Consider the following 2,310-nt stretch of genomic DNA (forward strand, 5'->3'; position numbering starts at 1 on the left):
CAGGCGGAGGCAATGACCTCGACACCTGATTCGGCAACACATGGGGAATGATGCGTTGCTGGCATGATTAGATCAGACGTGACGTGAGGAAAATGCGAAGTCGGCGCAAACGGTTCGTTCAGCACGAACGGAAGAGACGCTCCCGCACCGCCTGACGTCCCGACTGGCGGCTACCCCCAGGGTTTCTGTTGCGCCGGCGTCGACGGTGTGGGCGCCTCACCGGTGGGCAGACGCAGCGGCACGCCGTGAATCTTCATCAACCCGCCGCGGCCGCAGGTGTTGGCGTCCGGATCAGCGAAATCGGCAACCACGTTGTCCACCCAGTGCATCAGCAGTTCCACCGCCTCGGTGTGCGGAACGGAGCGGGCCACCGGGGGCATCAGCGCCCCGGCCTGCACCGTGGCGACACGCAGCGGGAGGATGGATTCGTCCGCGCTGCCGGGCCGGATGTCGAAGCTGCCGAAATCCGCGGCGCGGCCGGCGGCGATGGGACTCTTGCAGATGCCGTGACGCTGATCCATCGGATCGTTGAACGCATCCAGCAACAGCCCGGAGTTCTGCGCATTGCCCGCGGGATTGTGGCAGTGCATGCAGTTGACCTCCAGATAGGCACGAGCGCGCTGATGCACGTCGGCCGGTGAACCGGGCATCTGCCCGCCGGAGCCCGGCACGTTCCAGCGCACCATCGTCTCCAGATTCTGCGGGGCGTCGGGCAACTCCAGCATGCCCTGGCTCTGCATGTAGGCAAGCTGGTTCATGCTGCCGACGTCGGGGAAGTCGAAGTCGCGATTGAGGTTGCGGACCTTCGGCCCGATCGGCGGCGCGCCGGGCTCCAGATCATCCCCGGTGTGGCAGAGGATGCAGGCGCCAGCGTTGGGCACCGCATAGTGCTCCACGGTGCCGGTGTAGCGCACGGGGTCACCCTGGGCGTCGACCACCTCCGGGTCCGGATCGACATAGTCGTAGGTCACGCTGGCGGTGTCGCCCTCGAGCACCAGCACCGCCTCGCGGCCACCATCATCGGAGTCCACCCAGCGGTACGGCAGACCGACCCAGGTCACGCCATCCGAGGTCTCGCGCTTGATCAGCAGCCGGGTCTCGACGACATCCTCGTCGTCCCCGTCGCGAAACGCGAAGGTCTTCGCGAACACCGTGCCGACGGGGAAGTGCAGCGTCTGCGTGTAGCAGTCGTAGATGTTCAGCGTGTCGCAATCCTGGCTGTCCTGGAATATCGCCTTCTGGACCCCGCCGCCCGCGGCCGGTGGCAGGAACAGGAAGCGGTATTTCACTGCGTAGTCGGAGAACAGGATGGTATTCAGATCGAACGGCATCGCATGGCCACGCGGTGCGACACGTGGATCGTCCGCATGCTCGAACAGGCCGTAATCCGCCAGCGTCGGGCAGTTCACCGTCGCCAGCGCCTGATAATTGATCGCTCCGGACGGGCCACCGTTGCACACCGCGGCGATCTGGGCATCGGTCGGCCGCGCCGCCGCATTCGGATGAATTTCGAACGCCGGCAGCACCGGCACGTACTGCGCCAGCAGTGACTCGGCCGCCACCGGGCAGTCGGTCGGCGGCGTATTGTCCGCCGGCACCAGATTCGGCAACGCGGTGGGATCGGGCGTGGCGAAATGCACGTTGGCGAAGTCGTCCACGAGCGGGTTGGTCGTGTTCTCGTAGACGTTGTTCTCGATGCAGATGCCGTTCTCCGGCTTCTTCAGTTCGCCCTCGGCGAACTTCCACGCGTTCCACTTGCAGTCGGGAATCGGATCGAACTGGTAGAAGTTCGGTCGGCCACGTTCGTCGGTCCGCGGCTCCGGACGCGTGGTCTCGTTCGGGTTGGGCTCGGTCAGCGGAATGCCGTCGCGGTCGACCGGCACGGTGGCGCAGTCATTGGGCTCGTCCTCGCCCCCGTCCCAGATGATGTGAGCGCTGGTGCCGAAATTCTTGATCTGGATGATCAGCGGCAGCAGCGTGGGGTTGTCGCCGATGCACGCGAGATCGTCGCCCGGTCCGGGCAGGCCCGCCGGAATGCCGTCACCGCCGGTGCACGTGCTGCGCGACAAGTCGGGCAGCGCCGGGTTGTAGCCGTTGTTCCGGAACAGGTTGTCGTAGATGTGTATCCCTTCCGGATAAAAGTCGTAATTCGTCGCGGCCTCGCCCGGATCGGCCAGCCCGTAGTTCACCAGGGCGATGCCCACGGTGCGGTTGTCGTAGATCTCGTTGTCGTAGCCCTCAAGCTGATCGGCCGCCGCCACCAGCATCCCCGTGCCCGGGGGAATCACCGCGACGATGGCCCCCTGCGGG

Annotated in this window: 1 protein-coding gene; it reads right to left on the reverse strand. The window is 65.6% G+C overall.

Annotation, left to right across the window (positions count from 1 at the left end):
• Positions 1–170 precede the first annotated feature (170 nt).
• The coding region (locus tag ABNS06_RS13510) for a hypothetical protein (RefSeq protein ID WP_348675118.1) at positions 171–2,310 on the reverse strand (2,140 nt) is incomplete at its 5' end.

It is taken from the genome of uncultured Abyssibacter sp., from assembly GCF_964000955.1.
In the GTDB taxonomy this organism is placed as follows: domain Bacteria; phylum Pseudomonadota; class Gammaproteobacteria; order Nevskiales; family OUC007; genus Abyssibacter.